The following is a 26,597-nucleotide window of genomic DNA, read 5'->3' on the forward strand; positions in this document are numbered from 1 at the left end:
CGATCAGTTCCCGAACGTTTCAGCATAGCGGATAAAGATCGGCGTCAGGATTAGGCCAGCGATTGCTGGCAGCATCAGGAAGGCCATCACACCCGACATTTTCACCGGCAGTTTGTTCGCCATTTCCTGCGCCCGCAATTCGCGCAACTCGCGCATCTCTTCGGCGTATGTGTTCAGTGCTGCCGCAAGCGGCACACCGAATCTTGTCGACTGAAGGACAACGCTTACGAAGGAACTCATCTCTTCGATACCGGTGCGACGGGCCATGCGCATGAGCGCTGTGTCACGGTCGCGACCGGCCTGAATTTCACTGAGCGCAATCAAGATTTCTTCGGACATTTCGGGCGAAACCAGCTGCATTTCCACAGCGACCTTCAGAAGGGCCTGATCAAAGCCCATTCCTGCTTCGACGCCGATCTGAAGAAGATCCAGCATGTTGGGAAAGGCATTTTCCATGAGCCGCTTACGCTCTTTTATGCGCGCGTTCATCCAGTACTGGGGGCCAAAGAAACCAATCGCGCACAAAATGGCGACATTACGGATGATTTCCAACAGGTCCAAGCTGGACATGTATTTGCCGATGGAATTGCCGATACTGTTGGCGGGCTGCCAGTTCAGCAACAGGATGAACAGCAAAGGCAGAGACGTGGCCAACATCAACCGCAAGAAGTAATATCCCGCAATCGCATTCTTTCCGCGAAAGCCCGATTTCGCCAGAACCTGCCCAACTTCGAAGCGTTCACTGGCATCGCTTGGGATCAAGGCCGCGCTCAACCCTACCGGAGCCTCGTCTTCGAGGTCATTGGTTATTGTACGGGCCAGGTTTTGGCGCTGACGGCTCGGCATCATACGCTCGGCCGCTGTAGAGCGTTCGCTTAGCGATGACGAAATTCCCAGAAAAGCAATAATGGCACCAACAGCAACAAGGCCAAGGATCAAGGCCTGAGTACCCCAGCCACCATCCAAAAGTGAACTAATAAATTCCATCGTAAATGCTCCTTATATCCGGAAATTCACGAGCTTGAACATCACGAAGGCATTGAGAACGACTGCCACCGCAATAACGCTCATTGCCGGCCAAAATGCCGGAGCGTCCATTACATCGCCATAATATGAGGGCGTAATAATCGTCATGAATACCGCGATCAGAACCGGAATGGACGAAAGGATATAGGCGGTCATCCGTCCTTCGGCCGAAATCGCCTTGATCTTGCGGCGCAGAGACATGCGCGCGCGGATCACACGGGACAATGTCCTAAGAATACCCGCAAGATCACCGCCCGTGCCGTGCTGCATCATCAGCGCAACGGCGAGGTATTGAACGTCTTCTTCGTCAACACGGTCCGCCATAGCCTTCATAGCTGTCGTCAATTCTTCACCAAAGGCTACTTGGTCAACGACAAGGCCAAATTCTGTTCCGATGGGATCCGGCATTTCTTCGGCGACGCTTTGCAAGGTTGCGTTCAGAGGGTGACCCACTTTCAAACCGCGCGACATCAGGTCCAGTGCATCGGGCAGTTGCTTGATCAATGCGGCTTTACGCTGACGAAGCGTAGCACCCAAGGCGAGAAGCGGTCCGATCAGAAAGACCAGAGCTGAGATTGAGACCACCTGCAGAGGGTTAGCCACCATCGACCCGCCGATCGCACAAATCAGGAACGCTGCGACGCAGGCCATCAGAAAAACTTCCGGAACCATGTTCAAACCAGACGCCTTGAGCGCGGCAGGCAAATCGCCGACAAAAGGAAACTTCCGCAGCAGCGGTCTGGCTTCCTGCGGTTTCAGCAGGTTCAGAACGTCTTCTCCGGTTGAACCCTGGTTCAACATCTGAACGCGACGATTGATCGCCTCTTCGCGGTTTTCACCGCGCTTCAGAAACTGCCGTATTCCTTCAAAGGCAATAAGCGCACCCAGGAAAATGGCCAGTGCCATAACCAACTGGGCGTCAAACCCGGCCACTTCCAACTCTGGGCCTAAAATGGCGTTGATGTCGATGTCTGCAACGAAAGCCCGAATTTGCTCAAACATAGCCGACCTCCTTAGTTGAATTGGACCGAAGACAAGTCCACGCCGGCCGCGGCCAAAACATCGCTGGATTTGGGGCGAATGCCGGTTGCAACGAACTTACCCAGTACCTTGCCGTTTTCGTCCTTGCCTTGACGCTTGAAGACAAAGATGTCCTGCATGGTCACGACGTCTGCTTCCATACCGGTAACTTCGGCAATGGACGTTACACGACGGGTGCCGTCAGACATACGGTTCAGCTGCAGCACAAAGTTGATGGCCGACGCGATGGTTGACCGGATCGCCGTGTGCGGCAGCTCCATCCCACCCATCTGAACCATCTGCTCGACCCGCGCCAAAGCGTCTCGGGGCGTGTTGGCGTGAACTGTGGTCATCGAGCCGTCGTGACCTGTGTTCATCGCTTGCAGCATGTCAAAGGCTTCCGAGCCGCGAACCTCGCCCACCACGATACGGTCGGGACGCATCCGAAGCGCGTTGCGAACCAGATCACGCTGCGCCACCGCACCAGTTCCGTCCAGACCTGCCGGGCGAGTTTCCATGCGCAGGACGTGTTCCTGCTGCAGTTGCAGTTCCGCGGCGTCTTCGATCGTTACAATACGTTCACGGGCACCAATATAAGATGACAGAGCGTTCAGCATGGTTGTCTTACCCGAACCGGTACCGCCCGAGATCAAGACGTTCATCTTGGCTTCGACCAGCCCGCGCAACAAGGCCGCAGCACTGTCATTCAGGGCTTCGTTCTGAACAAGACGCTGCATCGTCAGCGGAACGCGTGCAAACTTCCGAATTGACAGCGCCGGGCCGTCCAGCGCACAGGGGCGGATGATCGCATTGACCCGGCTGCCATCCTCCAGACGCGCGTCCACCCAGGGCTGGCGTTCGTCAATACGGCGACCCACGCGGCTGACGATTTTGTCGATAATTCTAAGCAGGTGACGTTCATCACGGAACCGGGCCGACGTTTTTTCAAGAATACCGGCACGTTCCACGAAAATCTGTTCATGCCCGTTGACCAGGATATCGTTGATCGTCGGATCGGCCAGCAGCGGTTCAAGAGGACCAAGCCCCAGAACCTCATGCATCAGCTCCTCGACCAGTTGCTTGACCTCTTCGCTGCGCATCGCGCGACCTTCGGCACGAAGAAGTTCCGTTGCGTGTTTCCCAATCTCGCCGCGAAGCGTTTCTTCTTCGACCTTGTCGATGACGGCCAGATTCAGCTTATCCAGCAACGAGTTGTGCATCCGCGCCTTCAGATCAATGCGCTCCAGCTCCATTGCTTGCTGGTTCGCTTTTTTCTCGGCATCAAATGCTGCAAAATCGGACAGGTTGTCGGCAACCTGCTTCGTGTCCAAAGCCACAATCTTGGCTGCGCCAGAAGATGTGCGACCTGTTCTGTCAAATTCACGAAACATATTCCAAACCCTTATTACTTGTTAATTCACGTCTACAGATGGCGACCGATCACTTACCGACACGAGGCGGCATTGCGATACGGGTTTCATCTGCCAGCTTCTTGATGGCGCGCGTCGCAGGTGCCCGGTTTGAGACCTCCTGCAGCGGGATGCCGCGATCAACGGATTCACGCACTGTGCGATCGTCCTTGGGCACCCAATAGGCAAAGTCTTTTTCCAGCAATTTCGACGCTGCCCGATGGTGCGCGGCGGGGAACAGCGGCTTTTTCTCAAGGCTGGCGACAAGCTGAATATCAATCGCCGGATTTTCGGCTTGATAGAAGTCCATCAGTTTACGGGCGGACCGAACCGATGGAACCGCGACGTCCGTGACCAGGTACAACCGGTCTGCCTGAGCAAGAACAGGTGTGATCCACTCTACCAGAGCACGAGGCAAATCCACGACGACGTAGTCATGGGTGCGCCGCAGGCTATCAAGAATGGCCGAGATTTGCTCTTCCTTGATCGCAGACAACGGCCCATAGCGCGACGGCGCAGCCAGAACGTCTACGCCACAGGGCGCTTTCACCATGGCCTGTTCCAGAAACGCATTGTCAGGGATGCTTTCTTCCATAGCCATCCGCCACATCGCGTCACTTTCTTCGACGTCCATCAGGGCCGCGATGGACCCGAACTGGAAATCAAGATCGACGACGGCGACGTCGTTCGCGGCCTTTTTCTTGAAAAAACCTTCCTTGCACTGCAGTTCGTTGGCCATATTCGCGGCAACAAGCGAAGACCCTACCCCGCCTCGGGACTTCGCTACGGCAATGACCTTGCCAAGAGTCGCCTGACCGCCCCAAACAGCGGGCAACTGAGCCTGGCGGCGGGCACGGATTGCGTCTACCTGAGGAACGATTTCTTCGTTAATCGCCTTACGGGGCAGAACATCATCTACGCCCAGCTTCGTGAGCTGACGCGCCTTTTCAAGCGGCAGGTCTTCAGGGGCCAGAGCGATAATGATTGCGTTCGGCATCCGGGCATCGCAGATGGATTGCGCGGTCTCAAGCATGGCGTCCGAATTCTCGTCCACGTCGAAAAGCACAACATCATGCAGCGCGGTCAGCGAGACGGCCGATCCGTTGGCACCCTCGACCGTGTCCTTCTGACCGGTGAACGTGCAGTTATCCTGACTGGCCAGGGATCCTTCGATCGCCGAATAGATTTGTTCGTCAGGCGAAATTAACAATACTGAAATCTGCTTAGCACTCATTATCTTTCTCCTTACTCTACCGCCCCGACAGCCAGGTCTTCGGCAGGAACCGAAGTGCTCATGGCGGGAAGGGAAATACTGTTTGGGGTATTGGACGTGACCGCAGGGCCTCCACCTGCCAAGGCAGCCAGTCCTGCCAGTGGCATCACGAAATTGAAGTCGACATTAATGAGATCTGCTGTGACAACCGGCGTATAGGGTCCACCGAGGAATCCAAGCCGAGAGTCATGCGAATAAGTGAACTGAACATTGGCTGCCGTCGTTCCAGGCGGAAGCAACGGGCCGATCTCGTCCCAGATACGCGCGCCATAGGCCGTCGACGTGTCCAACGTGCACGGAGCCGGAAGGTTGGGGACCGCACAGATATTCCCGCTGCGGCACAACGCGCCAAATCGTGTGTCACCCGGCGCAGTTCCAGACAGGTCATGCGACGCAGGCAGCGCGCCACATTGAGGCGGACCAACGGTTGCCAGTCTCGCGGCGGTATGCATCGCTTTCTGCGCAGCCGTTGTTGACCAATACAGGCGACCGTAGTCGATGACGCCAAAAATCAGGAACAGGAATATTGGAATGACGATGGCCAATTCGACCAATGCCGCGCCACGGTCCTGACGGCCAAGCAACCTTGCGATATGGGCTAGTTGTCTCATACGCCGTACACCCTGCTTTGATCCGAAATCACGGTGGTAATGGATGTCAGCGAGTTGCCGAACCAGCCAAATATTCCACCAAAGATAAAGTCAATCTCAACCTCGGCCGTAACTTCGACGATAGACGCCGGGTTGACCCGATAGGTTCCCACACGGGGGATACAGGTCGGGGTGACATCCACGACAGTCGTCCCACCCGGCATGATCGACGAGCCACCCAACTGGTTGGTGACGATAGTGGTCGCAAGCGAGTCATAGGTCCCGACGGTTCCGGCATTACACAAGTCAAGCGGGGCAATGCGGGCAATCATGCGGGACGCATCCCGTACACCACCTGCCGTCGCCTGATGGATCCAGGTGATCCGGCCGCCTTCGATAATAACTGCGATGAACAGCAGCAGAACCGGAAGGATGATGGCAAATTCGACCATAGGCGCGCCTGACTCACAGCACTTGAGCCGCGTGATATGAGCAATCAGACGTTTCACCGGTACAACCTCACGACGTCGCGGAAGATTCCGTCGTCTTCGTTACCGCCCAGACCGTCACCACCGACCTGGCTGACAACTTCCAGGAAGATGTCAAAGTCTGTACCGTTGGTGTTCGCCAATGGCTGGATCAGGAAGCCTTTTACGTATTCTTTCACCGTGACGTCTTCTGCACGTCCCTGTACGTTGTTTGCGGCGCAGTCGACGGCAGCAAGAATAAAGGTCCGGCGGTCGGGATCAGTTGACGTGGCAGGCGCGTTACATTGGGGGCGGCCGTTCTCTTGGCGTTGTTCCAAGATATCGCCGCTGCCGAACTGGTCAATTTCCTCCAGATACATCTGGTAGCGCGTGGTCGATGCAGGCATTGCGTTCAGCGCGTTGACCTTCGTTGTTTGCGAATGCGCTGGCAGTTCGTTGTCCGGGTCCAGGCCCACGCCATAGTTCTGGGTCAGGTAATCAGATCGGCCATCACTCCAATCCCCGTCACCAAATCGACCGCCACCGCCGGGGAAACTACAGGAGTCGTCCACGAAACAATCATCTGGCGGCAAAGGAAGCGTATCCAGCGAAACTTCTGGCTGGCCGTTTATGCAATTCGGGCCAGTGCCGTTGCCGTTGCTATTGCCCGAGCGGTTCCAACCCGAGATTACATTCGGCGCTGGTGCATAGTCGGGGTTGTTCTTCAGATTATTCATCGTGCCTGAGAAATAATCGAAGCGGGAATTATAGATCGCGCTGCCAATCCCGTTTCTTTGACCGGGTTCGGTGTCAACACCGCGCTGCGCAACGCAACGCCCTATGTTGCCCTCTGCCGCGATCAGGCAAATGTAAAGATTGGCCCCGGTCAGCCCGTTGCAGGGCCCCAGCGGGTTGATTCCATAATCCGTCGGATCAAGGAAACCAAAGTTACCGGGACCCCAAGCTGAATTGTTCCCACCGGTACGCAGTTTGATCGTCGTCCCCACAATCGCAGGGTCGCTGGCCGACCAGTTAGGCGGGATGCAGAACATCAGAGGTGTCACGTCACAGGCGTAAGACGTGTACCCTGCGATCGCCTGGGCATCGACCTGTTCGTTGGGGGTCGCTGCACCCACCAAAGATGCCAGCGCACGAGCAAACGGGATGAATACAGTTCTTGGGGTCGCTGTCACTTCAACCATGACAGCCAAAGCCGGGTCGGTCGTGACAAAGCTGTCTACGGCATCATCGTCGTCAGGATCTGCTGCCGGGGTGGGCAAACCCGTCAGGAAACGGAGCGAGAAATCCGCTGCCGAATCCAGGGTTTTGTCACCGTCGGCGAAGAACTGTTTATCCACGATCATCGCACCCGCCGCATTTGTGGCACGAGTGATTGAGTCGGGGTTTCCGTCCAGCTCTCCGGCGGCGGCCAAGGCGACGTGGTCGGCATAGGCCTGAAGGTCAGTTTGCGTCGACGCCATACGTCCAAGGTCAAAGGTCAGAGCGGCAAATCCGATGATCATGGCCAGACATAGGGCCGCAAAGACCAGGATGGTTCCGTCTTCTTCTTTCCTGAAAGTACGTAACGAGAACATCATTAACCCTCCGAACAAACTCGACGCGCCTTAGTTCACGGTGCTGGACGTATCAGTGACAGGTGTCTCTTCTTCTGTAGTGTTGTTTACGACCGGAACCTCTTGGACATCGGTAATACCGCGGCGTACCTTGACCACAGGCTGCGGCGTGCCGTCATCAACCGGTGACTTTTCAAGCAGGATGTCGCTCAGGCGCACGGTTTCCAGCGGCTTGTCGTCAAGCTCATCCAGCGACCGCAGGGACAGGCTCAGCTGACCGGCTTTCTGCGCCAGCGCCAGGCGTTGGCTTTCATCCGGTGTCACCTCGACCGTTACGGTGCGGGCAATTCCTGGCTGGTCCAGTTCCTCATCGGTTTTCTGGTCAACACCAATAACCCGGATGTTTTGCAGGATGGTCAGCGCACGCAGGGTATCATCGCTGCCACGGGTCAGAACGATGTCGACAAAATCGCCGGGGGTGACGAAGCCACCAACGCCGGTCTGCGCGTTGACGTTAATCGCCATCGCGCGGTTGCCTTCACCAATTGTCTGAACAATCGTGACTTTTTCGCCAAATCCCGAGACTTTGGATGCCAACAGAAGCTCTCCCTGCGCCAGGGCACGTTTCGCGCGGCGCGGCTCTCCTCCCTGAGCGGGTACGACGTCGTCGAAATTTGTGAACACGCCCGGCGGAACAGAGTCGGCCGGCCATTCAATCGTTGTAAGCTTGTATCTTTCGATCGGGCTACCGAAGGCAATGTTATCTGCCACGGCAACTACGCGAACGATGGTGTTATCGACAGCGGCTGCCTGATTTCTTTCAAGCTGGTCTTGGGCCCAGAATACCGCGCCCCCCGCCAGGGCGACCCCGAAGACTGTCATCAAAAATGATTTAACTCGCATTTTGCCCTCCAATTTCCGAAGTCGGCTTTGGCAGTCAGATTTGGGCGAATTGCTGTGTAACTTTACAAAACGGTAATCAAACTGACGCTACTGATTAAGTTGGGTGCTACCCCCCACAAGAGCCTGCGGGGAGTTAGCTATTCAAAGAACTCATGTCGCCCTGAATCAGCGCGTCGCGGCGGCTGTTGTGGCGTCAGTGTAGTTAGAGTTCGTTTCGCTCGCCAAACTGGTTAGGAATGTACCACCAGCGATAATTGCAACCAACAGAGCGACTCCGTATTCCACCAAAGTGGCCCCACGCTCGTCTTTACGGAGTTTCAGGAAAATCTTGCGAATAGATTCCGACATGATTTTTTCTCCAGATTATTGTTAGAGTGCGAAAGACGCACAAACCAACGCGACTTAGCGAGTTTGGATCGACGAAGTAGCGTCGCTAAAGTTCGAGTTCGTTTGGGTCGCCAGGGACGTAAGGAATGTGCCACCGGCGATAATCGCAACCAGCAGTGCAACACCGTATTCGACCAAGGTCGCGCCGCGCTCGTCTTTGCGCAGTTTCAGGAAAATTTTGCGAATGGAATTCGACATAACTTTTACTCCAGACTGTTTTAACAACGTGCGAAATCCGCACTCACGAGGCAGACATCCCCGTTAACAAATCGATACCAAGCGGAAAGCTGCCAAACCTCCCCACAAACGCAAAAGTTTTCCCGTATAACGGGAATTTTTTTTCGTTTGGGGCAGATTTGTGTCCTAAATTCGGCCCTCGTCAGGTGAGTCGCGCCATGATTCTTAAGGAATCTTTAATGCGATCACAGAAAAACCCGCCTCCCATACGCAAGGCGGGGCAGAATAATAAAATCTATTTAGTTTAGACAGTTACACCCTGGAGGACTTGCTCGCGCGACAGATCCTGCCTGCTGCCCTTCATCAGGATTTCACCACGCCTCAGCACGACAAAGCGGTCAGCAAGGTCATAAGCAAAGTCAAAATACTGTTCGACCAACACAATTGCCATTTCACCTTTGGAGCGAAGGTGGCGAATGACTTCTCCAATCTGTTGGATGATATTTGGCTGAATGCCTTCGGTCGGCTCATCCAGCAGCAGCAGCTTTGGTTTGGTGATCAAAGCGCGTGCGATTGCCAGTTGCTGCTGTTGCCCACCGGACAGATCACCCCCCCGGCGATTCTGCATCTGTCTGAGCACTGGGAACAGCTCGAAAATTTCATCGGGAATGTGATGTTCGGTTTTTGGAAGGCAGGCGAATCCGGTCTCCAGGTTCTCACGCACGGTCAGCAATGGGAAAATCTCTCGGCCTTGAGGGACATACGCCACACCTTTCCATGCCATGCGATGCGCAGGCAGGATGCCCAGCTCCTCTCCGTTCAGCACCATTTGCCCGCCGGATCGTGGGTGCGTCCCCGAGATCGCCTTGATCAGGCTGGTCTTGCCAACACCATTGGTGCCCATCACGCAGGTCACCTCGCCTTGTGCAGCCTGCATCGAGATGCCGTTCAAAATTTGCGAATGCCCGTAATGCAGGGTCAGATCGTTAAGTGTCAGCATCGCCTAGCGCCCCAGATAGACGTCGATGACGTCCTGATTTGATGTCACGTGGTCCAAAGACCCCTCGGCCAGAACCGCGCCTTCGTGCAGGACCGTGACCTTGCAGTTCAAACGGCGCACAAATTCCATATCGTGTTCCACCACCACCACGGCACGGGTTTTCGCGGCCTGCACCAGCAGGTCGGTAGTATGCTCACGTTCCTGCGGCGTCATCCCGGCAGCGGGCTCATCGACCAGCAGCAGGCGCGGTTCCTGCGCCAGAAGCATGCCGATCTCAAGCCATTGCTTCTGTCCGTGGCTGAGTTCGCCGGATTTGCGGGTCAGTTCATCTTTCAAGCCGATCTCGGCGGCCAGTTCTTCGACCTTGTCCAGATCAACCGTTGAAGGGCGATAGAACAGCACGCCCAACCACCCGCGTTTGTTCTTCAACGCCATCAGCAGGTTTTCCTGCACCGTCTGATCTTCGAACACGGTGGGTTTCTGGAACTTCCGCCCGATCCCCGCCTGCGCGATTTTTGCCTCGCTCATGCGCAGCAGGGACACGGATTTCTCGCCCCAGATCACGCGGCCCTCGTCAGGGCGGGTCTTGCCGGTGACGATATCCATGAAGGTGGTTTTGCCCGCCCCGTTCGGACCGATCACGGCACGCAGTTCCGCGTTGCCGATCTGAAAGGACAGGTTGTTGATGGCACGGAACCCGTCGAAAGTGACAGAAACGCCGCTGACCTCTAGCAGAGTGCTCATTCCGTGGCCTCCTTTTCGCGCAATGCGCTTTCATCAGGCCCAAGGGCCGCGCCGTGGCGCTGTGGCGCGCGACGGTTGGTCCTGAGGTCGAACAACCCCCCGATCCCTTGCGGAGCGAACAGCGTGACCAGCACAAAGGACACGCCCAGCAGCACCTGCCACCAGTCGACCCATTTGATCGTGTAGAACCCCAGCGGGATATCCGGCGCCTGCCCGCCGGTGAACCATGTGCTGAGCAGGCTGACGAAAGCCGCCCCGATGACTGCGCCGTACAGACGCCCGCGCCCACCGATGGCGACCCAGACGGCCAGATAGATCGAGGCGATGGGGGCCATCTCCTCGGGGTTGATGATGCCCGCCTGCGGGTAGTAGAGCGCGCCCGCGATGGCCGCGATACAGGCGGTCAGGGTGAACACGGCCAGTTTGTAAACCTCGACCGAATAGCCAAGGAACCGCACCCGCGCCTCGTTATCCCGGATGCCGCGGATTACCGAGCCGAACTTGCCCGATACGACCCATGCCGCCAGCATGTATCCCAGCCCAAGGGCCAGCGCCGAGGCCCAGAGGAACCAGATCGACACCACGTCTTGCGAGGCAGTGACGCCGGGCAGGTTCTGCAAGCCCGACAGGCCATTATTACCACGCAAACCGCTGTCATTCTGGAACAGGTACAGCGCCAGTGCCAAAGTCATGGCTTGAGTCAGGATCGACAGGTAGACTCCCGTCACCCGGCTGCGAAACGCCAGCCAGCCAAAGATCAGCGCCAGCAGGCCCGGCACCAGCACGACCAGTGCCAGTTGCAGAAACAGGCTATCTGAGAAGGCCCAGATCAGCGGGAATTCAGACGATCCGACGACGCCGAAGATTTGCGTACCGATGGCGTCCACGACTTCAGTGGAAGTCGGAGGGATATCGGCCTGCGACAGAGACTCGACCACGATCAGGCGGGTGCGTTCGTACATCAGCCACATGCCGATCATGTAACCGCCCAGTCCGAAAAAGGCGAAATGGCCCAGTGAAAGGATCCCGGTAAAGCCCCAGACCAGATCCATCGCCACGGCGATCAGGCACAGGCACAGGGTCTTGCCTAGTGTCTTGACGAAACTGGTCGAGATCACGCCGATCCCGAACCCTTCGGACAGGACAGTGACGCCCAAAGTGAACAGGGACAGGATAGCTAGAAAGACCAGCACCGAGGGATTCTTTGCGACAAAGCTGCGTTCCATGGCTCAATCCCCCGCCGCGCGGCCTTTGAGGGCGATGATGCCCCTTGGCCGGAACTGAATGAAAATGATGATGAAGATGATCATGTAGGTCTGCGCGGCGAGGGTGTTCGACGGGTTCATCCACTCGATCCCTTTTTGCAGGAAGCCGATCATGCCAGCGCCCGCCAGTGCGCCCCAAATGTTGCCGACACCGCCAACGACCACGGTCATGAAGCTCTGCACGATATAGTCGCTGCCCAGATCGGACGTGACTTTGGCGAACAACCCAATCGCAACGCCCGCAATCCCGGCGATGCCCGAGCCCAAGCCGAATGTCAGCATATTCACCCGCCCCGGATTGATCCCCATCGACCCGGCCATACGCGGATTCTGCGTCACCGCGCGCATCTCAAGCCCAAGCCGGGTGCGTTTCATGATGTAGAGGAACAGCCCCAGAAAGATCATCGCCAGAACGAAGATCGCGATGCGGATATAGCTGATCGAGACCACATCGTTCAGAACCCACGCCCCGTCCAGCCAGCCGGGCGCGGTCAGCGGACGCGCCTGCGTGCCAAAGATGTTCTTGGCCAATTGCTGTAGCGCGATCGAGATGCCGAAGGTTGCCAGCAGCGTTTCCAACGGACGGGAATAGAGCCAGCGGATCACCAACCGCTCCATCGCCACACCCATGGCGAAGGTGACGGCAAAAGCCATCGGGATCGCCACGATGATCGACAACGTGTGGTCTGGAATGAACTGCTGTACGACGTAGCCGGTATAGGCGCCCATCATGATGAACTCACCATGGGCCATGTTGATCACGCCCATCACGCCGAAGGTGATGGCCAGACCGATGGCCGCGAGGAAATAGATCGACGCCAGCGAGATCGCGTCCAGCGTCAAATCGAGCGTCTGGTTCAGGCCGACCTTCAGCTCGATCTGCTCCAGCGCTTGCGCGGCGGCGGAGGTCACTTCGGGCGACGGCTCTGCGTAGGTTTCAAAGAAAACATGCGCGACCAGCGCGGAGTCGATGTCGGCCTCAGTGACCAGCGCAGGAACAAGTCCGGTTTCTGCCAGTGCCGCATAAGCCTGTGTGCGGGTGGCGTCTGTATTCAGTTGCGCGACAGGGACGTCGCCGACGCGGCCACCGTCGATATGCGCGGCCAGTGCAGAGCGGATATCGTCCGGTGAAATGCGCGGGGCGGCCAGATCGCTGGCAACCAGCAGGTCATAGGCCGCATCTCGTGAAAGTACGTCTGATCCGGGCTCCAGCACGGTCGCTATATTCTCATCCGAGGGCAATTCCGCAGCCGTTTGCAGCTTGGTCACGACCAATGGGTTCAAGGCCGCGCGGACATCTACGCCCAGATCGCCAGACATGTCCTCAATCGCGGCCACGCGCGCTGCATTGTCTTCGTCATAACCAATGGTCAGCAACCGCTCCAGCCGCTGTTTCTGCGCCTTCAACGCCTCGTCGGGTTCATCCTCAATCGACGCGCGCAGGGGGGCCAGCAAGGCCCCTTCAGGATCACGTTGTATAGATTGCAACGCGGCCGCGCGTTTCGCACGGTCCGGGTCGGTCAGCTGGAATTGCACCAAGGCCGTCCCGATCATTGCGCGGATACCGCTATTGGGCTTCAATTGTTTCAGGTCAGATTTCTCGTACGTGCCAACAATTTCGCCGGTGTCGAAATCGGTCAGCTCATAAGACCGTCCCTCACCCTTTTTACCGGCAAAGAACAGACCATCCGACTTGCGCATCCACACATTCTTGGCGGCCCAAGTCTCAAGCATCACCTGCGCCTGAGGCAAACCGCTGCTGGCAATCGCGTCAATCGCAGGTCCGATCGTCTTGCGTGAGCTTTTGGCGATGATCTCCTGGTGCTCTTGCAGGATCGGTTGCAGACCGCCCTCTTGCGCGTTGGCAGTCAGGCAGGCGCACAGAATTGCGAGGCCCGCAAGGAATAGTCGTAACATGTAGAGAAACCCGAGGTGTCTTATGCGCAAGGCGGGCAATCACACCCGCCTTGCATCTGGTTTAGTAGTTCGACAGCGTCTGAACGCAGGTCTTGGTCTCGGTGTTGTACATACCGCAGCCCAGTTCTTTCCAATCCGAGATCAAAACCGCCGATTCCGGCAGGAAGTCGGTCCAGGCATCACCCGGCACAACCTCGGTTTCGCTGATGATGTCGAACTGACCATCTTCCTGAATCTCACCGATCAGAACCGGTTTCGCCAAGTGGTGGTTCGGCAGCATAACCGCCGTGCCGCCAGTCAGGTTCGGGAATTCCTGCCCGTACATCGCGGCGCGTACGTCGTCGACCTCGGTCGAGCCAGCCTCAGTTGCGGCGTTCACCCACATGTTGAAGCCGATATAGTGCGCCTCCATCGGGTCATTGGTCACACGCTCGTCACCCATGGTGGCTTTCCAAGTTTCAATAAATTCAGCGTTGGCTTCGGTATCGGCCGACTGGAAATAGTTCCACGCGGCCAGGTGACCGACCAGGTTCGCGGTATCCAGACCCGACAGTTCTTCTTCACCGACCGAGAAGGCCACGACAGGGATGTCATCCGCCGAAACGCCCGCAGCCGCCAGCTCTTTGTAGAAGCCGATATTCGCGTCACCGTTGATGGTCGAGATCACGCCGACTTTCTTGCCATCCGCGCCCAGCGCGACAACGTCCGCCACGATCTTGGACCAGTCGGAATGACCGAACGGGGTGTAGTTGACGAAGATATCCTCGTCCGCAATGCCTTTACCCTTCAGGTAGCTTTCCAGAATGTTGTTGGTGGTACGCGGGTACACATAGTCGGTGCCCAGCAGCGCGAATTTCTCGACGCCCAGCTCATCCAGGAAATAGTCAGTCGCAGGGATCGCCTGCTGATTCGGCGCGGCGCCGGTATAGAAGACGTTTTTCGAGGATTCCTCGCCCTCATACTGAACAGGGTAGAACAGCAGGCCGTTCAGCTCTTCGATCACCGGCAGAACCGACTTACGGCTGACCGACGTCCAGTTGCCAAAGATCACATCCACCTCATGTACGGTCAGCAGCTCGCGCGCTTTTTCCGCGAACAGCGGCCAGTCGGATGCGGGGTCAACGACCACGGCCTCAAGCTGTTTGCCCAGCAGGCCACCCTTGGCATTTTGCTGGTCGATCAGCATCAGCATGGTGTCTTTCAGCGTGGTTTCCGAAATCGCCATGGTGCCTGACAGCGAGTGCAATACACCGACTTTTATCGTGTCTTCCGCAGACAGTGCAGCGGTCGCCATGGCGGCAAAGACAAGTGATCCGGCGAGCGTGGATTTGAGAGATGTCATATGATTCTCCTGGGCGGGGCCGGGAGAGAGGGCTTGCGCAGACGCACACTCTTCTTCTACCTGATCCCCGCAACTGTTGTTGCGTTCCGTGTGGCGGTTGTGTCCGAGGTCCAATTCGCGCAGCCGTCACACACCCCCGGGTCATCTCCTCGGCGGGCACCCATACGGTTTCTGCATCGCCGAGAATTTAGCAAATGCAGGGCCCATCATTTTTCACAATCCGCCGTATCTGCCTGTTTTTTCACCAGCCGCCTGAGGTTGCGCCCAAAAATTAATCACGTACTGCGGAAAACCGACGAAAACCGACGTCGAAGAATAGAGTTCCGGCGCGCAAACGTTGAAACAAGCAGCATAACTTCTGGTTCCGCAGGTGCGCCATTACTCAACATGCCTCCATATTGCCCAAGCAAGACGCGATGCCGCCGCGCGCGAAGGGCGCGATTCGGCTAAGTGCAAAGCAATTGGGCGAAAAGTCGGTATTGGACGGTTTTCGCCAATCGGGGTCATTTAAGTGCCTGTTTCCCCGAACCGACGGGAAGTCGCTGGACGCGGTGCTGCTGAACACCGCTGGTGGTATCACGGGCGGGGACGCATTCCGCTTTAGCGGCCACGCGGGCGATGGCACGACCCTGACCCTGACCACCCAAGCCTGCGAGCGCGCGTACAAGGCCAAACCCGGCCCCTCGGGCCAGATCGTGAACCACCTGAGTGTCGCTCCGGGCGCGCGGCTGAACTGGCTGCCACAGGAAACCATCCTGTTCGACGGCAGCGCGCTGGATCGCCGGTTGCAGATCGACCTTGCCTCGGATGCCACCGCCCTGATGGTCGAACCCCTGATCTTTGGTCGTATGGCGATGGGCGAGACCCTGACCAATATCCGCCTGCGAGACCGAATTGAGATCGCGCGCGATGGCGCACCTCTGTTTATGGACGCGATGCAGTTCGACGGTGATCTGCACGCCCACCTGGCCAAGACACATATCGCGGGCGGTGCGGGGGCGATGGCGCTGGTCGCCTTTGCCTCACCCACTGCCGAGGGTCAGATCGGCCCTATCCGCGCGATGCTACCCTCCACCGCCGGAGCCTCGCTGATCCAAAGCGATCTGCTGGTGATCCGGGTGCTTGCCGAAGACAGCTTTACCCTCCGTCGAACACTGATGCCGGTGCTGCGGCGGCTGAACAATGACACGCTTCCCCGATGCTGGATGATCTGACATGAACCTGACCCCTCGTGAAAAAGACAAACTGCTGGTCGCCATGGCCGCCGAGGTCGCCCGCAAGCGATTGGCCCGAGGCGTCAAGCTGAACCACCCCGAGGCGATCGCGCTGATCACCGACGCGGTGGTCGAAGGTGCGCGCGATGGGCGCTCGGTTGCCGATATGATGCAGGCCGGAGCCGAAGTGATCACCCGCGCGCAATGCATGGAAGGTGTGCCCGAGATGATCCACGAAGTTCAGGTCGAAGCCACCTTTCCAGACGGCACCAAGCTGGTGACTGTTCACAACCCTATTCGCTAAGAAAGGAACACTGATATGACCCGTATGCTTTTCCCCGCCCTGATCCTTGCTGGCCCTGCGGCAGCCCATAACGGAACACATATTCATGCGCATGGCTCGGATTACGCCACTCTGGGCGTTGGTCTGGCCGTTGTCGCGCTGGCCGCCTTCGCGTTGATGGTAAAGCTGAACAAATGATCCCAGGCGAGCTGTTCCCGGCCAAGGGCGAGATCACCCTTAACGCAAGTGCCTCAGCCATCACCCTGATGGTCGCCAATACTGGTGACCGCCCGGTTCAGGTCGGCTCGCACTATCATTTCGCCGAAACCAACCCAGCGCTGGATTTCGACCGCGCCGCCGCACACGGGCTGCGTCTGGACATCGCCCCCGGCACCGCCGTGCGGTTCGAGCCCGGTCAGGCGCGCGAGGTCTCGCTTATCCCCATCGGGGGGGCGCGTAAGATCTATGGGTTCAATCAAAAGGTCATGGGGTCGCTCTGATGCCAGCAACAATCAAACGCTCTGACTATGCCGCCATGTTCGGCCCCACCACCGGCGACAGGCTGCGGTTGGCTGATACCGATCTGGTGATCGAGGTTGAACGCGACCTGACCGCCGAACGCGCGGGTGCCGCTGCTACCGGGGGCGCCGGCGACAACGCGCTGCTTTACGGCGAAGAGGTCAAGTTCGGTGGCGGCAAGGTGATCCGCGATGGGATGGGGCAGTCTCAGGCCACGCGGGCCGAAGGGGCCGTGGACACGGTCATCACCAATGCGCTGATCGTGGATCACTCGGGCATCTACAAGGCGGATGTAGGCCTGAAAGACGGGCGCATCGCCAAGATCGGCAAGGCCGGGAACCCCGACACGCAACCCGGCGTCGATATCATCATCGGCCCCGGCACCGAGGCTATTGCGGGCGAAGGGCGTATCCTGACCGCCGGGGGTTTCGACAGCCATATCCATTTTATCTGCCCACAACAGATCGAGGATGCGCTGCATTCCGGCCTGACCACCATGCTGGGCGGCGGCACTGGCCCTGCGCATGGGACGCTGGCCACCACCTGCACGCCAGGACCGTGGCATATCGGGCGGATGTTGCAGGCCGCCGACGCGTTTCCGATGAACCTGGCCTTTGCGGGCAAGGGCAACGCCTCGCTGCCCGCCGCGCTGGAGGAGCAGATCAACGCGGGCGCCTGCGCCCTGAAACTACACGAGGATTGGGGCACCACCCCTGCCGCTATCGACTGCTGCCTGACGGTGGCCGACGCGATGGACGTGCAGGTCATGATCCACACCGACACGCTGAACGAATCCGGTTTTGTCGAGAACACCGTGGGGGCCATGAAAGGCCGGACGATTCACGCCTTCCACACCGAAGGCGCAGGCGGTGGTCACGCCCCCGATATCATCAAGATCTGCGGCGAGAACCACGTTCTGCCGTCTTCGACCAACCCGACGCGCCCCTTCACCGTGAACACTGTCGAAGAGCATCTGGATATGCTGATGGTGTGCCACCACCTCGACAAATCCATCCCCGAGGATGTGGCCTTTGCCGAAAGTCGCATCCGGCGCGAGACGATCGCGGCCGAGGATATCCTGCACGACATGGGCGCGTTCAGCATCATCGCCTCGGACAGTCAGGCTATGGGCCGTGTGGGTGAGGTTCTAATCCGCACATGGCAGACCGCCGACAAAATGAAGAAACAGCGCGGCCGCCTGCCCGAGGAAACTGGCGAGAACGATAATATGCGCGTGCGCCGCTATATCGCCAAATACACCATCAACCCGGCGATAGCCCACGGCCTGAGCCATCAGATCGGCAGCATCGAAGAAGGCAAGCGCGCCGACCTGGTGCTGTGGAACCCGGCCTTTTTCGGGGTCAAGCCCGAGATGGTTCTGCTGGGCGGCACCATCGCCTGCGCGCAGATGGGCGACCCCAATGCCTCGATCCCGACACCGCAGCCGGTCTATAGCCGTCCGATGTTCGGGGCCTATGGGCGTTCGGTCGAACATTCAGCGATCACTTTTGTCTCGGGCGCGGCGCAGGCTGCGGGAGTTGGTGATACACTGGGGTTGGCCAAGCAAACCGTCGCGGTGCAAAACACCCGCAATATCGGCAAAAGCGACCTGTTGCTGAACAACGCCACGCCGCAGGTCGAGGTTGACCCCGAAACCTATGAGGTCCGCGCCGATGGCGAGTTGCTGACCTGCCAACCCGCCGAGGTTCTGCCCATGGCGCAACGCTATTTCATGTTCTGAGACATGCTGCGTTGCAGCATATGCAACGCAACCATGACCAAACATCTACTACAAAACGAGGCCGACATGACACATCATGAAGACCAAGGGAGGACCAACAAGTTTGAAGGTCCACATGGCACATTCAGCACCGCAAACCACCCCGCGCGTTTCGCTACCCGGACTGATCGCATCCTTCGGGACGTCGATCTATTCGTTTCTTATCCGGATGGCAGACGCACAAACGCGCGTTCAGCAGATCAGATTTCTTCAATCCCTCAGCGACGAAGACTTGCGCAAGCTCGGGTTGACACGCGACCGGATCCCACACCGCGTCTTCGCGGATTCAATCTGGCTTTGACCGGGCTTTTGGCAGGGGGGGCAACCGCATGACAGCTCTTCTCTGCACGGCACGGCAGTATTCCGACCATACGCATGGTGACCCCGCCGACCACCTGTCACTGACTTATGAAGATCGCTTTCTGCGCCGCAAAGTGCTGACCTGTGAAAGCGGTGAGCAGATTCTGATTGATCTGTCACAAACAACCTCGCTAGATCATGGCGGTGCCCTGATCCTTGACGACGGGCGCGAGGTCGAAATCCAGGCCGCGCCAGAAGCGTTGCTGGAAGTCACGGCCCCCGACCTGACCCGCATCGCGTGGCATATCGGCAACCGCCACACACCCTGTCAGGTCGAAGCGGACCGCCTGCTGATCCAAATCGACCACGTCATCCGCGACATGTTGCTGAAAATCGGCGCAACGGTGCGTGAGGTTCAGGAACCCTTTACCCCCGAAGGTGGTGCTTATGGCCACGGCAGGACCCATGGCCACGCCCACTGACACAGATATCCTGACGCTGACCCAATGGCTCTCGCCTGCTTATCCGGTGGGAGGGTTCGCGTATTCACACGGTCTGGAATGGGCGATCGAGTGCGGCAGCGTTGCCAACGCCGCCGACACAAAGGAGTGGGTTGCCGATGTGATCGAATACGGCTCTGGCCGGAATGATTGCATATTTCTTTCAGCCGCGTATTCGGCACAGACCACCACCTCCTTGTCCGAGGTGGATGAGGCTGCGCGCGCATTCTGCGCCTCGTCCGAGCGGTTGATGGAAACTCGACTGCTGGGAGAGGCGTTTTGCGGCATAACCGCAGATGTCTGGGCGGTGGAGCTGGGCACCCTGACCTACCCGGTCGCCGTGGGATACGCTGCACAGCGACAGGGCTTGCCGCTCGCCCTGACGGCCCAGATGTACCTGCAGGCCTTCATGTCCAATCTGGTCGCGTGTGCGACGCGTTTGGTACCGTTGGGTCAAACCGAAGGGCAGCGGATGATCCGCGATCTAACGCCTTTGTGTCAGCATGTGGCGACGGGCGCTGTGACCTTGGGGCTGGATGATCTGGGGTCGACGGCGTTTCTGACAGATGTCGCGTCGATGAAACACGAAACTCAATATTCAAGGATGTTCCGAACATGAGCAAAATGAACGGCCCCCTGCGCGTGGGCATCGGTGGTCCTGTTGGCGCAGGCAAGACAACTCTGACCGCCGCCCTGTCCGAAGCGCTGCGCGACAGGGTATCCGTTGGCGTGATCACCAACGACATCTACACCCGCGAAGATGCCGAGGCGCTGATGCGGATGCAAATCCTGCCGCAGGACCGGATCATCGGCGTCGAAACCGGCGGCTGCCCGCATACGGCCATTCGCGAGGATGCCTCGATCAACCTTGCGGCTGTTGCCGAGATGCAGGCGCGTCACCCCGACGTCGAGGTCGTTCTGATCGAAAGCGGTGGCGACAACTTGTCTGCCACGTTCAGCCCGGAACTGGCGGACGTTACGCTCTATGTGATCGACGTGGCCGCGGGTGAAGAGATTCCGCGCAAAGGCGGTCCTGCGATCACCAAATCGGACGTCCTGATCATCAACAAGACCGATCTGGCCCCGCATGTTGGCGCGTCGCTGGAGGTGATGGACAGAGACGCGACGAAGATGCGCAACGGTCGCCCATTCGTGTTCACTTCGCTGCGGCATCGCAAGGGCGTGGATCAGGTCGTTGACCTGCTGGCGCAAATCGGGGGGCTGAATATTCCCGTCGCCGTGACCGAGGGGGCCGCCTAGCGCAGCCCCCTGGCAATGGAAGCTCATCGCGAGATTGCAGGCAAACTTTTCGACCTAGACAAAAGTGCCTTCGTCACTTCGTGTCCCTTGCTGTTTTAAACAACAAAAGAAAAACAAAAACCGACCCGATCGAGGTGGTAACAATACCCACTGGCAGTTCCTGAGGCGCAAGCAACAGGCGGCTGAGGATATCTGAACCGGTCAGCAAAGCCGCCCCGACGATGGCGGCAGCGGGCACAAGACGGTTGTGCAGAGGCCCAGCGATCCCACGTGCGATATGGGGCACCATGAGCCCGACAAAACCGATAACCCCCGCAACCGAAACAAAAACGGCGGTCGCTAGTGCCGCTACAAAAAACATGCGGAACCTCAATGCCTGTACCGGAACGCCCAGCGTCGCTGCCGTCAAGTCGCCGGTCAAAAGCGCATCCAGCCAGCGACTGCGCCACAGGGCATACATCAAGATCAGAAACATCCCGGCGCAGACCAGCGGAAATGTCTCCCATCGGGCCAGACCCAGTCCACCCAGCATCCAGAAGATGACCGAGTGCGCGGCGCGACTGTCGCCCGCAAATATCAGATAGTTCGTGATCGCCGAAAACAGAAACGAAACTGCCAACCCCGCAAGGATCAGCTTTTCCGGCGCACTGGTGCGCAACCCGTGAACCAGTGCCAGCACAATTCCCGACGCGACAAGCCCGCCACAAAATGCAGCCAGCGGCAGCGTCCAGAATCCCAGGATGTCGCCGGTCACCGTAATGACGAAAACCGCACCCGCCGCCGCACCCGACGAAAGGCCGAACAGGAAGGGATCAGCCAAGTCGTTGCGTGTTGTGGTCTGAAGCACTACGCCGACAACGCCCAGCCCTGCACCGATCACGGCCGCAAACAATGCACGCGGCAAGCGAAGGTCAAAGACAATGCGGTGCAGCGGCGACACCTCGCCATCCGCCATGCCGTTGCCCAGCATCACCGCATCCAACGCAACCGCGGCTGGAATTTGCGTCGTGCCGTAAATGGTCGAAACCAGCAAAAGGGCGGCCACAACAACCGCCCCAAGCAAGAGTGTCAGGCCAAAACGGCCCATATTAGTTCAGGCCCGGGTGCATCGCGTCGGCCATTTTCGAAATCGCCGCGATATTTGCGGGTCCGGGGGTCAGTTCTTCGTAACGTAGGCCAATCCAGCGCTCGTTCCTTACCGCGTCGGTCTGCGACATCACGGGGTGTTCCTGCAGAAACTTGAACGTGTCTTCCGCGCCGTTGCCGGTCTGATATTCCAGCAGCACAAGAAATTCGGGGTTCGAAGCTGCCACAGCTTCCCACGAGGTGCGGCCCCAGCTTGTGTCCATGTCATGAGTGACATTCGCACCACCAGCTGCAGCGATCATCGCGTCAGGGATGGCGAATTTACCTGCGGTAAAGGGCGCGTCGGCTGGTCCATCCAGCAGGAAAACACGGGGTTTTGGCAGGTCCGCAGTCTGCGCCTGGATCGCTGCCAGTTCCTCTTTCCAGCCGGAAACCAGAACCTCGGCCTTGTCTTCAACATGCATGACCTCGCCCAGACGAAGCACATCATCAAACAACAGGTCCATGCTGGCCTCGGGACGGTCCTTGTCCAGATGCACACAGCTTTCCGTTAGGATCATTGTCTTGATGCCAAAGGGTTCCAGCGTGTCGGGCGTCACGTCGCCCCCCGGCTTCATCCCATAGTACCAACCCGCGAAGAACAGGTCAGGCTCTACCGCCACAAGGTTCTCAACAGTTGGGTATTTCGGCGCAAGCTCGGGGATGTCACCGCGCAGCGTGTCAAACTCGGGGCTGGTCTTGTACCAGCCGGTGATGCCGGTCAGACCCACGATCTTGTCCTGCAGACCCAACGCAAAGGCCATGTCGGTCATGTTCATATCATGCACAACCAGACGCTCGGGCTGGGTGTCGAACACCAGCGGCGCACCGCAATTATCAACCGTGACTTCGTGCGCGACGGCACCACCTGCCAAAACGGTGGTCAACGCCACAGACAAGATCTGTTTCATTCAGAAATATTCCTATTCATAAGTTGTTATCGAGGTTTTTCGGATATCCAGCGCCGGGATCACGCGCCCTTCGTGGTGAAAGCACAGGTAATCGACGCCAAACGTGTCACTAACCCTGTCCGGGGTCAGCACATCGGCGACCAGCCCAAAACCAGTCAGCCGTGTATCTTTCATCAATGCCACATGAGTGGCAAATTCTGGGATCATCACCAGATCATGCAGGATCATCACCACAGTGATACCCAGTTCAGCGACCAGCGACAGCATCCGCCCCTTCGTGTCTGGATCCAGATGGTTGGTGGGTTCGTCCAGAAACAAAAGCGTAGGATTCTGGGCCAAAGCACGGGCGATATGCGCGCGCTGGCGTTCCCCCCCGGACAGAACGGCCATCTTTTTTTCGGCCAAAGCACTAAGCCCGGTGAGGCTCAGGATTCTGACCAAATCCGCGGCGTGTTCCTCGGCAGAGCGGTCTGCACGGATCGGAATCTGGCCCAGCGCCACATAATCCCGCAACAGCAACCTGCCATCCGGGAACTCCTGCTGACTGACCACGGCGATCGTCCGCGCCCGATCCCGTGCGGACATCTGTTTCAGGCTGCGTCCGTTGACCAGAACATCACCCTGATTCACCTCGTGCGCGCCGCATAACAGATTCAAAAGCGTCGTCTTGCCTGCCCCGTTGGGCCCGGCAATTGCAAGGATTGCGCCTTCGCATAATGTGAATGAGACCCCCTGCAGCAGTATATCGCCACTAAGAACCTGATGGGTCAGATCACGCGCAACCAAAATAGCTGGGTTGGTCATGGACACACCCCTTTTTGAATTTGGGGCATGCGGGACAGTGTCTTTGTGAACAGTTTTTCCGGACGCTCGGTCGCATTGGCCCAGCCATCTGCGCTGTTTTGGTATTGGTGGGCAAACTCTGTCAGTGCCTGGATATCCTGCGTATCCTGAATGTCACCAAAAAGGTACTGCGCTTTGTCGACTGCCTGAAGTCCAACAGTCACAGGCCGCGCGCATCCAGCCATGCAATCGACCATGCGGATGGAAAAACCATTTGGCAAACGATCGAACAGCGCGTCGGACAAGCCCTGCGCGTGTGCCTCACCCTGGCACGTTTTGCAGATGAGAAGAAAATGGTCAGGCGCTGACGGCATGGGTTCCTCCGCCAGCTTCAAAGCGCGGGCAGACAGTGCCGGAAATGTAAACACGATGTGCTCGTGCCATCAAAGCCTCCTTTCAGGACGCCCCGCCCCGAGTTGGTTAACATTTGATGGCAGGTCTCCTGACTTGCGGGTCGATGCTCGGCCATCCTTCCCGGCACTTGGGCCAGTGGGTTGTTGGCGTCGCTCACCGCTTACAGTTGCGGGGGCAGTCACGGACTTGGCGCAAAATGGCGGCCTCACCGTATTCCCTTTTCATCCCTTGGGCGCACCATCGGGAACCATCATCCGAACGAGTGCCCGAGATCACATGTCAGGTCAACGACAATATTGTGGCAGCCAATCAATTTTTGGCAGACGCAAAACCCCATTGACCAATCCAAAGTATAATTGTCCTACACCCCGCTTCGCGACCGCCACCCCGTGAGGCTGAAACCGGCAAACAAAACCGCGGCCACGCAGACGATTGAGGGACCCGCCGGTGTGTCAAACACATAAGCTGAGCGCAGTCCTGCTACGGCCGAGAAAGCCCCGATTGCCGCGGCAATCAATGCCATCGTTTCCGGAGATCGCGCCAGGCTGCGCGCGGCCGCCGCCGGAATGATCAGCATCGCGGCAATGAGCAACACGCCTACAACTTTGATCGCGACAGCAACCGTAACGGCCAGTGACAAAGTCAGGATCAACTGCTCGCGCTTGGGGTCGAACCCGGTGGCGTAGGCCAATTCTTCGTTCAGCGTAGCGGTCAGCAGTTGCGACCATCGCCATACGATCAACGCGACGACCAGCGCGGCCCCGCCCCAGATCACGACAAGATCGGTGCGCGAAACTGACAGTATGTCACCAAAAAGATAGGCCATCAGGTCGATGCGAATGCCCGACAAAAACGACACCGCGACAAGACCAAAGGCAAGCGACGAATGCGCCATAACTCCAAGTAGGGTATCCATGGCATAACCGCGACCGGACAGCAATGTGACGGCCAACGCCATGATAAGCGCGACAACCAATGCGCCCAGAAAGACCGACATCTGGAAAGCCAGCGACAGCGCAACACCCAGGATCGCAGCATGAGCGGTGGCATCGCCAAAGTAAGCCATACGCCGCCAGACCACAAAACACCCAAGGGGGGCGGCTGCAATTGCCACGCCAATACCGGCGAGCGTTGCCCGCGTCATAAAATCATCAAGCATTATTCTGCCGCTTCGTGAGAGTGGTCGTGGTTGTGATCATGTTCGTGGCGATACAGGGCAAGCGCGCCACCGGTGCCTGTTCCAAACAGGGCGCGGTATTCTGGTGCCGAAGCAACGACGGCAGGCGACCCCTCGCAGCAGACATGACCATTGAGGCAGATCACCCTGTCCGAAGCACTCATCACAACGTGCAGCTCGTGGCTGATCATCAGGATGGCGCAACCGGTTTCCTGTCTCACCGCCTCGATCTGCTGGTAAAAACTGGCCGAGCCTCGCTGGTCTAGACCTTGCGTGGCTTCGTCCAGCAAAAGGATGTCGGGACGATTGATCAAAGCCCGCGCCAGCAATACGCGCTGAAACTGGCCCCCGGACAGTTGGGACATCTGGCGCTTCAAAAGATCCGGCACACCTGCCGCCGCCAGCGCCGCAGCGCAGTCATCTTTTGAAACACGGTGCGTCAGACGCATGAACCTTGCAACCGAGATCGGCAATGTCGGGTCAACATGCAGTTTTTGCGGCACATAGCCGATTTTCAGCCCAGGCTTCCGGTAAACATGGCCAGCAGAGGGATTTGTCGCACCGATGATGGCCCTAAGCAGACTGGTTTTGCCCGATCCGTTCGGGCCAACGATGGTGACGATCTCACCTGCCTCAATCGCCATATCCACATTTTGCAGAACGGTGTTCGCACCGTACCTTACGCTGAGTTTTTCAACGGTGATCAGGGTCATTTCTACGCCTTTTCGGTGCAGTCGGGGCAAAGCCCTTCGGCTTCTACAACCGTTCGTTCAATTTCGAAACCCGCCGCGCGTGCTGCAGCCCCCAAAACACCTTTGGCCGGAGTGGATTGCGCCTCGGCCACGGCGTCGCATTTTCGGCAGATCATGAAGGCCGGCGAATGAGAGGCCCCCGGGTGAGAACAGGCAACAAAGGCGTTCAGTCGCTCAATCTTATGCACGAACCCATTCTGAGCAAGAAAGTCGAGCGCACGATAGGCCACCGGAGGCTGTGACCCAAAGCCTTCCTCGCGCAATCGGTCGAGTATCGCGTACGCGCCCAGCGCGCGATGCTCTTGCAACAGCATTTCCAGAACCCTGCGACGGACTGGCGTCAGACGCAGTCCTTCTTCCTTGCACCGGTTTTCCGCTGCGGACAACCCGGCCGCAACGCAAGTCTTGTGGTCATGCTTTTGGAACCCAACCGGGGCCGTATCGCCGGTTATTTCGGGTTGCGTATCACTTGTCATGTTATTCCA

General features: G+C 58.1%; 31 protein-coding genes and 1 riboswitch. Of the genes, 9 read left to right on the top strand and 22 right to left on the bottom strand.

Annotated features, from left to right (window positions below; all coding sequences use genetic code 11):
• Positions 1 to 3: 3 nt before the first annotated feature.
• The 15 genes from GOX75_RS13160 to urtA form a co-directional block, all read right to left on the bottom strand.
• Entirely contained in the window at positions 4 to 987 is a 984-nt protein-coding gene (locus GOX75_RS13160; RefSeq protein ID WP_171123763.1) for a type II secretion system F family protein, read from the bottom strand.
• A 12-nt stretch (positions 988 to 999) separates the two neighbouring features.
• Positions 1,000 to 2,028, bottom strand: a complete 1,029-nt coding sequence (locus GOX75_RS13165; RefSeq protein WP_171123765.1) for a type II secretion system F family protein — start codon at positions 2,026 to 2,028, stop codon at positions 1,000 to 1,002.
• Positions 2,029 to 2,039: 11 nt separating this feature from the next.
• Complete coding sequence (locus GOX75_RS13170) at positions 2,040 to 3,437, bottom strand: CpaF family protein (RefSeq protein WP_171123767.1); 1,398 nt, start codon at positions 3,435 to 3,437, stop codon at positions 2,040 to 2,042.
• Between the two features lie 49 nt (positions 3,438 to 3,486).
• On the bottom strand, positions 3,487 to 4,689 hold the full coding sequence (locus tag GOX75_RS13175; RefSeq protein WP_171123769.1) for an AAA family ATPase: 1,203 nt from the start codon (positions 4,687 to 4,689) through the stop codon (positions 3,487 to 3,489).
• A gap of 11 nt (positions 4,690 to 4,700) precedes the next feature.
• Positions 4,701 to 5,339, bottom strand: a complete 639-nt coding sequence (locus GOX75_RS13180; RefSeq protein WP_171123771.1) for a TadE/TadG family type IV pilus assembly protein — start codon at positions 5,337 to 5,339, stop codon at positions 4,701 to 4,703.
• Positions 5,336 to 5,827 (bottom strand): TadE/TadG family type IV pilus assembly protein, encoded by a 492-nt coding sequence (locus GOX75_RS13185; protein ID WP_171123772.1) that lies wholly within the window; start codon positions 5,825 to 5,827, stop codon positions 5,336 to 5,338. Before GOX75_RS13185 ends, GOX75_RS13180 begins: the two co-directional genes overlap by 4 nt.
• Positions 5,824 to 7,383, bottom strand: coding sequence for a Tad domain-containing protein (locus GOX75_RS13190; protein WP_171123775.1), 1,560 nt, complete (start codon positions 7,381 to 7,383; stop codon positions 5,824 to 5,826). Before GOX75_RS13190 ends, GOX75_RS13185 begins: the two co-directional genes overlap by 4 nt.
• 27 nt (positions 7,384 to 7,410) lie before the next feature.
• Positions 7,411 to 8,262 carry a Flp pilus assembly protein CpaB gene (cpaB, locus tag GOX75_RS13195; protein ID WP_171123777.1) on the bottom strand — a complete coding sequence of 284 codons (852 nt, stop codon included), beginning with the start codon at positions 8,260 to 8,262 and terminating at the stop codon, positions 7,411 to 7,413.
• A gap of 165 nt (positions 8,263 to 8,427) precedes the next feature.
• Positions 8,428 to 8,610, bottom strand: coding sequence for a Flp family type IVb pilin (locus GOX75_RS13200; protein WP_174825837.1), 183 nt, complete (start codon positions 8,608 to 8,610; stop codon positions 8,428 to 8,430).
• A 54-nt stretch (positions 8,611 to 8,664) separates the two neighbouring features.
• A complete protein-coding gene (locus GOX75_RS13205; protein ID WP_174825836.1) occupies positions 8,665 to 8,847 on the bottom strand; it encodes a Flp family type IVb pilin in 183 nt (60 codons plus the stop codon).
• 283 nt (positions 8,848 to 9,130) lie between these two features.
• Positions 9,131 to 9,826: an urea ABC transporter ATP-binding subunit UrtE gene (gene urtE / locus GOX75_RS13210; protein ID WP_171123779.1), complete on the bottom strand. Its 696-nt coding sequence runs from the start codon at positions 9,824 to 9,826 to the stop codon at positions 9,131 to 9,133.
• A gap of 3 nt (positions 9,827 to 9,829) precedes the next feature.
• A complete protein-coding gene (gene urtD, locus GOX75_RS13215) occupies positions 9,830 to 10,570 on the bottom strand; it encodes an urea ABC transporter ATP-binding protein UrtD (RefSeq protein WP_171123781.1) in 741 nt (246 codons plus the stop codon).
• Positions 10,567 to 11,796 (bottom strand): urea ABC transporter permease subunit UrtC, encoded by a 1,230-nt coding sequence (gene urtC, locus GOX75_RS13220; RefSeq protein WP_171123783.1) that lies wholly within the window; start codon positions 11,794 to 11,796, stop codon positions 10,567 to 10,569. Before urtC ends, urtD begins: the two co-directional genes overlap by 4 nt.
• A gap of 3 nt (positions 11,797 to 11,799) precedes the next feature.
• Positions 11,800 to 13,752 carry an urea ABC transporter permease subunit UrtB gene (urtB, locus tag GOX75_RS13225; RefSeq protein ID WP_171123785.1) on the bottom strand — a complete coding sequence of 651 codons (1,953 nt, stop codon included), beginning with the start codon at positions 13,750 to 13,752 and terminating at the stop codon, positions 11,800 to 11,802.
• 61 nt (positions 13,753 to 13,813) lie between these two features.
• Positions 13,814 to 15,094: an urea ABC transporter substrate-binding protein gene (urtA, locus tag GOX75_RS13230; protein ID WP_171123787.1), complete on the bottom strand. Its 1,281-nt coding sequence runs from the start codon at positions 15,092 to 15,094 to the stop codon at positions 13,814 to 13,816.
• A gap of 416 nt (positions 15,095 to 15,510) precedes the next feature.
• Between urtA and GOX75_RS13235 the strand changes: the two genes are divergently transcribed.
• From GOX75_RS13235 to ureG, 9 genes are all read left to right on the top strand, one after another.
• Complete coding sequence (locus GOX75_RS13235) at positions 15,511 to 16,308, top strand: urease accessory protein UreD (protein ID WP_171123789.1); 798 nt, start codon at positions 15,511 to 15,513, stop codon at positions 16,306 to 16,308.
• 1 nt (position 16,309) lies between these two features.
• A complete protein-coding gene (locus GOX75_RS13240; RefSeq protein WP_152460019.1) occupies positions 16,310 to 16,612 on the top strand; it encodes an urease subunit gamma in 303 nt (100 codons plus the stop codon).
• A gap of 15 nt (positions 16,613 to 16,627) precedes the next feature.
• On the top strand, positions 16,628 to 16,789 hold the full coding sequence (locus tag GOX75_RS13245; protein ID WP_171123792.1) for a peptidase M23: 162 nt from the start codon (positions 16,628 to 16,630) through the stop codon (positions 16,787 to 16,789).
• The gene (locus GOX75_RS13250; protein ID WP_171123794.1) at positions 16,786 to 17,091 is read left to right on the top strand and encodes an urease subunit beta; all 306 of its coding nucleotides are present in this window, start codon (positions 16,786 to 16,788) and stop codon (positions 17,089 to 17,091) included. The genes GOX75_RS13245 and GOX75_RS13250 overlap by 4 nt, the downstream gene beginning before the upstream one ends.
• On the top strand, positions 17,091 to 18,851 hold the full coding sequence (gene ureC, locus GOX75_RS13255) for an urease subunit alpha (protein ID WP_171123796.1): 1,761 nt from the start codon (positions 17,091 to 17,093) through the stop codon (positions 18,849 to 18,851). The genes GOX75_RS13250 and ureC overlap by 1 nt, the downstream gene beginning before the upstream one ends.
• A gap of 115 nt (positions 18,852 to 18,966) precedes the next feature.
• Entirely contained in the window at positions 18,967 to 19,191 is a 225-nt protein-coding gene (locus GOX75_RS13260) for a hypothetical protein (protein WP_171123798.1), read from the top strand.
• A gap of 28 nt (positions 19,192 to 19,219) precedes the next feature.
• Positions 19,220 to 19,672: an urease accessory protein UreE gene (locus tag GOX75_RS13265; protein ID WP_171123801.1), complete on the top strand. Its 453-nt coding sequence runs from the start codon at positions 19,220 to 19,222 to the stop codon at positions 19,670 to 19,672.
• Positions 19,638 to 20,309, top strand: coding sequence for an urease accessory protein UreF (locus GOX75_RS13270; RefSeq protein ID WP_254428776.1), 672 nt, complete (start codon positions 19,638 to 19,640; stop codon positions 20,307 to 20,309). Before GOX75_RS13265 ends, GOX75_RS13270 begins: the two co-directional genes overlap by 35 nt.
• On the top strand, positions 20,306 to 20,950 hold the full coding sequence (gene ureG, locus GOX75_RS13275) for an urease accessory protein UreG (protein ID WP_171123803.1): 645 nt from the start codon (positions 20,306 to 20,308) through the stop codon (positions 20,948 to 20,950). Before GOX75_RS13270 ends, ureG begins: the two co-directional genes overlap by 4 nt.
• A gap of 73 nt (positions 20,951 to 21,023) precedes the next feature.
• Here the strand turns inward: ureG and GOX75_RS13280 are convergent, their stop codons facing one another.
• From GOX75_RS13280 to GOX75_RS13310, 7 genes are all read right to left on the bottom strand, one after another.
• Positions 21,024 to 22,037: an iron ABC transporter permease gene (locus GOX75_RS13280; RefSeq protein WP_171123805.1), complete on the bottom strand. Its 1,014-nt coding sequence runs from the start codon at positions 22,035 to 22,037 to the stop codon at positions 21,024 to 21,026.
• A gap of 1 nt (position 22,038) precedes the next feature.
• Positions 22,039 to 22,986, bottom strand: coding sequence for an ABC transporter substrate-binding protein (locus GOX75_RS13285; RefSeq protein ID WP_171123807.1), 948 nt, complete (start codon positions 22,984 to 22,986; stop codon positions 22,039 to 22,041).
• A 12-nt stretch (positions 22,987 to 22,998) separates the two neighbouring features.
• The gene (locus tag GOX75_RS13290) at positions 22,999 to 23,790 is read right to left on the bottom strand and encodes an ABC transporter ATP-binding protein (protein WP_171123809.1); all 792 of its coding nucleotides are present in this window, start codon (positions 23,788 to 23,790) and stop codon (positions 22,999 to 23,001) included.
• Positions 23,787 to 24,143, bottom strand: a complete 357-nt coding sequence (locus GOX75_RS13295) for a DUF1636 family protein (RefSeq protein ID WP_171123811.1) — start codon at positions 24,141 to 24,143, stop codon at positions 23,787 to 23,789. Before GOX75_RS13295 ends, GOX75_RS13290 begins: the two co-directional genes overlap by 4 nt.
• A gap of 100 nt (positions 24,144 to 24,243) precedes the next feature.
• A riboswitch (cobalamin riboswitch) is annotated at positions 24,244 to 24,450 on the bottom strand.
• Between the two features lie 94 nt (positions 24,451 to 24,544).
• Entirely contained in the window at positions 24,545 to 25,342 is a 798-nt protein-coding gene (locus GOX75_RS13300) for an iron chelate uptake ABC transporter family permease subunit (RefSeq protein WP_171123813.1), read from the bottom strand.
• A complete protein-coding gene (locus GOX75_RS13305) occupies positions 25,342 to 26,073 on the bottom strand; it encodes a metal ABC transporter ATP-binding protein (protein WP_171123814.1) in 732 nt (243 codons plus the stop codon). The genes GOX75_RS13300 and GOX75_RS13305 overlap by 1 nt, the downstream gene beginning before the upstream one ends.
• Before the next feature lie 2 nt (positions 26,074 to 26,075).
• Positions 26,076 to 26,588 carry a Fur family transcriptional regulator gene (locus GOX75_RS13310; RefSeq protein WP_171123816.1) on the bottom strand — a complete coding sequence of 171 codons (513 nt, stop codon included), beginning with the start codon at positions 26,586 to 26,588 and terminating at the stop codon, positions 26,076 to 26,078.
• Between the last annotated feature and the right edge of the window lie 9 nt (positions 26,589 to 26,597).

Source organism: Ruegeria sp. HKCCD7251 (assembly GCF_013031165.1).
Taxonomy (GTDB): Bacteria; Pseudomonadota; Alphaproteobacteria; order Rhodobacterales; family Rhodobacteraceae; genus Ruegeria.